The sequence below is a fragment of the Dietzia timorensis genome, assembly GCF_020742175.1.
GTDB lineage: Bacteria > Actinomycetota > Actinomycetes > Mycobacteriales > Mycobacteriaceae > Dietzia > Dietzia timorensis_A.
Genome location: NZ_DYXM01000256.1, coordinates 1 through 5,390, shown reverse-complemented (window position 1 = coordinate 5,390; position 5,390 = coordinate 1). Strand labels below are relative to the sequence as shown.

Annotated in this window: 5 protein-coding genes and 1 pseudogene; 5 read left to right on the top strand and 1 reads right to left on the bottom strand. The window is 65.4% G+C overall.

What is annotated here, in order from left to right; translation table 11 throughout:
• The first annotated feature begins 139 nt into the window (after positions 1–139).
• The 4 genes from K8V11_RS13400 to K8V11_RS13385 all read left to right on the top strand — a co-directional run bounded on the left by K8V11_RS13400 (position 140) and on the right by K8V11_RS13385 (position 2,473).
• Positions 140–802 (top strand): response regulator transcription factor, encoded by a 663-nt coding sequence (locus K8V11_RS13400; RefSeq protein ID WP_303915281.1) that lies wholly within the window; start codon positions 140–142, stop codon positions 800–802.
• Positions 803–824: 22 nt separating this feature from the next.
• Positions 825–1,502, top strand: coding sequence for a YoaK family protein (locus tag K8V11_RS13395; protein ID WP_303915278.1), 678 nt, complete (start codon positions 825–827; stop codon positions 1,500–1,502).
• Positions 1,503–1,574: 72 nt separating this feature from the next.
• A complete protein-coding gene (locus K8V11_RS13390; RefSeq protein WP_303915274.1) occupies positions 1,575–2,300 on the top strand; it encodes a DsbA family protein in 726 nt (241 codons plus the stop codon).
• Complete coding sequence (locus K8V11_RS13385; RefSeq protein ID WP_303915271.1) at positions 2,297–2,473, top strand: hypothetical protein; 177 nt, start codon at positions 2,297–2,299, stop codon at positions 2,471–2,473. The genes K8V11_RS13390 and K8V11_RS13385 overlap by 4 nt, the downstream gene beginning before the upstream one ends.
• Positions 2,474–2,904: 431 nt before the next feature.
• Here K8V11_RS13385 and K8V11_RS13380 read toward each other — a convergent pair whose 3' ends face one another.
• Positions 2,905–4,512, bottom strand: a complete 1,608-nt coding sequence (locus tag K8V11_RS13380) for a long-chain fatty acid--CoA ligase (RefSeq protein WP_303915268.1) — start codon at positions 4,510–4,512, stop codon at positions 2,905–2,907.
• 310 nt (positions 4,513–4,822) lie between these two features.
• Here K8V11_RS13380 and K8V11_RS13375 point away from each other — a divergent pair.
• Positions 4,823–5,390, top strand: a pseudogene (locus tag K8V11_RS13375) (sterol desaturase family protein); the annotation flags it as partial.

Genomic DNA, 5,390 nt, shown 5'->3' with positions numbered 1-5,390 from the left:
CCGCGCGCTGGATTACCGACGATAAACAGTTCAGCGCCAGGAATCTTCACCCTTAAGGGTGAGATATTTACACCACGTAAGCATGTGCCGCGCCACGTCCGTCCGTAGCGCGCCGGGCCGAGTTGTAAGCTAGCTTCCCATGAGTCCCATTCGCGTCGCGCTGGTCAACGACTATGACGTCGTCGTTCGTGGGCTCGCCGATATGCTCAGCGAGTTCGACGACCGCATCACGTTCGTCGATCTCAACTCCGATGCGGATGTCGACGCCCACACGGACATCGCGCTATTCGATTCCTTCGCGAGCCCGCAGCCGGTCAACCCTCACGTCGGCACCCTTTCGGACCATCCCCTGGTGCGCCGCTCGGTGCTCTACACCTGGGACCTCGACGAGGCGCAGATCGAATCGGCGCTGCGCTCCGGTGCGGACGGATACATCTCGAAATCCCTGCCCGCAGCCGATCTCGTCTCCGCCATCGAGGCCGTCCACGCAGGAACGGGCCGGGCACAGCGCTCCCCTACGCCGGGCAACGACGACCGCGGCGACTGGCCGGGCCGCGAAAATGGCCTCACGCCGCGCGAGGCGGAAATCCTCGCGCTCATCGCCCAGGGCAGAAGCAACGAGGAGATCGCGCACCACGCGAACATCTCCATCAATTCGGTCAAGACGCTCATACGCAGCTGCTATCGCCGGATCGACGTGACGCGTCGCCCGCAGGCTATCTTGTGGGCCGTCGACCACGGTTTCCTCCCTGACCGCCCGCACGCCCACGCGTTCGGTGCACTGACGGAGAGGGAGGCATAACCCGCGTGCGCGAGGATCACGAATGAAGCGCTATCGCCCCGGCGAGAAGGCGCTCGCCATGGCGCTCGCGGGCTCCGCGGGTTTCGCCGATTCGGTCGGATTCATGTTCTTCGGCGGAGTGTTCCTGTCGTTCATGTCCGGCAACACCACGCGCATCGCGGTGTCCGGCATCGAGGGACACACCGACCTGATGTGGCTGTCGCTGCGCTGCGTCATCCTGTTCATCGTCGGCGTCATGCTCGGCACCGTCGTCCACCGCGCTACGACGAAACGTTTCAACCTCTACCGGGCGCGCGAGGCGGTCCTCGCTTTCGTCTCCTTGCTTCTACTCGCCTCGTCCCTCCTCCACGCCTTTGGTCCGGACCTGGCAGCGATGCTCCTCATTTCGCTCGCGATCGGCGCGCTCAACTCCGCGTTCGAGCGCAGCGGGGAGGTTGCCGTGCCTCTCACGTATGTCACGGGAACACTGGTCAAGGCGGCGCAACGTTTCGTCGACGCCTTCTTCGGCGGCGACAGGACCGCGTGGGTCTATCCGCTGCTCATGTGGGTGTGCCTCGCGACCGGAGGCGCTCTCGGCGCGCTGTCATTCCACAATCTGGGCCTCGACGCACTCCACATTCTCACCGCCTGGGTTATCGCCGCGACCGCCGTCAACCAGTTCAAGCGTGAGCGCCGCCGCAAGCTCGGCCTCCCCCTCTAGGGTTCGGGACTTTTTCGCCCACGCCTGCGTTGTCCTAGGTGAAGACAATCCCCCTAGCCCCAAGGTGCCCGCATGACCACGCCCGCAGACTCACCCGCCACCCCGCAACCGCTCATCGAGATCGACGTGTGGACCGACGTCGTCTGCCCGTGGTGCTACATCGGCGAGGCCCGGCTCTACGAGGCGATCGAGGCGGAGGGCCTTGCGGACAAGGTGCGCCTGCGGGCCCGTTCCTTCGAGCTCGACCCGACCTCGCCCGCCGAGGTCACCCAAACCTCGACCGAGATGCTCGCCGCCAAGATGGGTGTCGGGAATGACGTCGCACGTGCCAAGGAAGCCGACGTCGCCGCACTCGCCGAGGAGCTCGGTCGCGATTTCGCGATCGACCGCCCCTTCGCGAACACGCGCGCCATCCATCGCGTCATGCAGGCGATCAACGCCGCCCATCCCGACGACGACGGGGCCGCCGGCACCGCGTTCTTCCTCGACCTGCAGCGCGGCTACTTCTCCGGCACCCTCAACCCGTTCGAGGAGGCCTCGATTCTCGCGGCTGCCACCGCCCACGGCCTTTCGGAAGACGCAGCCCGCGCGGCCCTGACTTCCCAGGAGTCTGACGCCGTGGTCGAGCAGGAAATCCAGACAGCTCGCCAGATGGGCGCCGGCGGCGTCCCATTCTTCGTCTTCAACAACAAGTTCGCCGCGCCCGGCGCGCTGCCGACGGACACCTTCCGCCAAGCGCTGCGCCAGGTCGCCGCCGATGCCGAAGGCGCCGGCAACACGGAAGGGCCCCAGGCATGAGCAACCCCGCACCCAAGCCCGGCTCGAACGCCACCGAGCTCTCTTCGGAAGAAGCCGGTTCCTCGAGCCAGACCGCACAGCAGCCCGCCGCTCCCCTGACCTCGTTCACCGACCTTCTCGGCCTCGACGACGAGACCGGCACGGTCTGCACGTCAGACGGATACTGCAGCTAATCAGGCATAGCTGCGAGCCTAGCCTTCCGGCGCTTCCGCACCTTCTTCACGGCGAAAACCACAAGACCGAAGAACGGAACTCCAACGACTCCGTAGGAAACTGCCGCAAGTGCAGCCCAGAACAAGGTGGCAAGAGGAACGTTTATTAGGTCGTGTAGCAGGAACGCAGGTTCCGGGGGCGCGCTGAGCACCATCCACGTGAATGCGGCACCGACAATCACCAGACAGAACAAGGCCCAATAGAGCGCTCCCCACGCTAACGAATCGCCGAAATCTCGCATGAGCCGAGCCTCCAGACCTTGCCGCTCGTAGACAGTGACCACAGAACGCCACGAATAATTGCTTCACCGAAATGAGTAACCGCGCCCCGGGAATGTTCCCGGGGCGCGGTCATCCAATGCGGCGTCAACGCCGCAGCAAGCCAAGCAAACTTACTTCACGTGCGCCTTACGCAGCGTCACCTTGTTGATCTTGCCCGTAGCGGTCTTCGGCAGCTCGTCGACGAAGACGTAGTCCTCGGGGATCCAGAACTTGGCGACCTTGTCCTTGAGGTATTCGCGGATCGTGTCCGGCGTCGGGTTGTGCCCCTCTGCCGGCACCACGATGCCCACCGGGCGCTCGTCCCACTTGGGATCCGGGCGGCCGATCACGGCGGCCTCGGCGACATCCGGCGCTGCGGCGATCCAGTTCTCGAGCTCGGCGGAGGAAATCCACTCGCCGCCGGTCTTGATCAGGTCCTTCGTACGGTCGACGATCGTGATGTTGCCGTGCGAGTCGATCGTCGCGACGTCGCCCGTCTTGAGCCAACCATCCTCGGTAAAGGATCCGGAGTTCTCGACGCCGTAGTACCCGGAGGCGATCGTCGCGCCGCGACACTGCAGCTCGCCCGTGGACTCGCCGTCCTGGGCGACGACCTCGCCGAACTCGTCGACGATGCGCACGCGGACAATGGGAATCGTGATCCCGGCGAGCGCGAGCATCTCGACTTTCTCGTCATCGGAGGCATCCTGCCGGTCGGACGGCACATGGCCGGTCGACACGAGCGGGCTCGTCTCCGTCATGCCCCACGCGTTCGACAGCGGAACGCCGATCTCGCGCTGGTAATCGCGGGAAAGCTCGACGGGAATCGGCGCGCCACCGGAGACGAGGCGACGCAGCTTCGGCAGCGACTTGCCCTGCACGTGCGGGAAGATACCGCGCCACAGCGTCGGCACAGCCAAGCCGATCGAGCACTCGTCCTCGATGAGCGCCTTCGCGAGAAGGTCCGGGGTCATCGCGTTACCCGGGAGCACGAGGTCCGCACCGCACATCATCGCGGCGTAGGGCACGCCCCACGAGTTGACGTGGAACATCGGCACGATCCCGAGGACGCGGTCCGCCTCGGAGATCGCAAGCGTATCGGCGAACTGGATGGCCATCGCGTGGAGGAACATCGAGCGGTGGTCGTACAGCACGCCCTTGGGGCGCCCCGTGGTCCCGGAGGTGTAGCACATCGCCGAGGCCTGACGCTCGTCAGGAACATCGAAATCGGTGACCGGTGTGGCGTCGGCGAGCAGCGTCTCGTAATCGTGGAAGCGATCGTCGCCCTCGGGGGTTTCCGGCCCCACGCCGTCATCCATAACGACGATGTGGCGAACGGTAGGGATCTTGTCGAGAATCGGCAGCAGCGCGCCGAGAATCGAGCGGTCGATGAAGATCACGTCATCCTCGGCGTCGCCGACAATGTACTCGATGTCCTCGGCGAACAGGCGATGGTTGACGGTATGCAGGATGCGGTTCGAACACGGCACGGCCATGTACAGCTCGAGGTGGCGGTGGGTGTTCCACGCGAACGTCGCGACGCGGGCCTGCACCGGCACCTCGAGGGTGTCGAGCACGCCGGCGAGGCGGCGGATGCGCTCGGCGACCTCGCCGTAGGTGATCGTCGTGCTCTCGCCGGTGATCGAGTGGGTCTTCACCTGCTTGTGCGCGAAGCGCGACTCGATGCCGTCCATGATGATAGGAAGGCTGAGCGGGACATCCTGCATGAGTCCTTGCATGGGAAGAAACCTTTCACTCTAAGTGCACTTTCGCCGCGTTTCGCGGCCCTATTCGCGTGTGACGTCGGAGTGACCTAGGACACTTCGCCGCCGCTACACCTCAGGTTAGCCGCGCCGCGAAACCGGTGTCACCCGGGGCCCGCAAAACTTGAGGGACTCTCAGCTTTCCGCATAAATGTGATCTACGACTGTCCGTTTTCTGGACACTCCCGCCCTCCCGAGGCGCCCACGCGCGCACAGATTAGTGTGGTGCTCATCACTACCCATCTCAGTCCCGAAGCGACGCGGAGTGGAAACAAAGGAGGCTTCCTTGAGAATCGACCTGACCCTGGTCGCGATTCCCGCCTTTGTCGGGTCGATGGCGGCGGAGTACGTGTGGCAGAAGCGGAATCCGAGCGCCGCCGGCACACGCGCGGGCGATTACGAGTTCAAGGACACGATGGCGAGCCTGTCGATGGGCCTCGGCAGCCTCCTCGCCCCGCACGTGTCGAAGGCGCTGTTCGGTTCGCTGTCCGGGCGCGGGCGGGTCGCCACGGCGGCACTCGGTCTCGCGCTGGGTTCGGGCGCGGTCGCCACGGTGGTAGACGTGGCTCGCCGTCATCGCCGCGGCGAACTTCCCGAGGCGGGCGTGGTCCCCGAACCACACCTCTCCCCAACCACCAATGACGTCGGAGCCGCCCAGCACCAAGGGCCCGCCGAGCTCCCGCCGGTGCTCAACCGAATCGGCCGGGCGGCCGCTGTCTCGTCGGTCGCGACTACTGCGCTCGTGGTGGCCACCGAATGGGGCGCGTCGACGGCCAGCAAGAAGATCTTCGGCCGCAGCTCCTGCGACCTGGGTACAGGCCCGCTCGCCTACGCGGTCGCGGTTATCGGCTGGG

Bases quoted from the DNA above. Each gene is read 5' to 3' on its own strand.
- K8V11_RS13385 (WP_303915271.1), top strand. From the start codon at position 2,297: ATGAGCAACCCCGCACCCAAGCCCGGCTCGAACGCCACCGAGCTCTCT.
- K8V11_RS13395 (WP_303915278.1), top strand. From the start codon at position 825: ATGAAGCGCTATCGCCCCGGCGAGAAGGCGCTCGCCATGGCGCTCGCG.
- K8V11_RS13390 (WP_303915274.1), top strand. From the start codon at position 1,575: ATGACCACGCCCGCAGACTCACCCGCCACCCCGCAACCGCTCATCGAG.
- K8V11_RS13400 (WP_303915281.1), top strand. From the start codon at position 140: ATGAGTCCCATTCGCGTCGCGCTGGTCAACGACTATGACGTCGTCGTT.
- K8V11_RS13380 (WP_303915268.1), bottom strand. From the start codon at position 4,512: ATGCAAGGACTCATGCAGGATGTCCCGCTCAGCCTTCCTATCATCATG.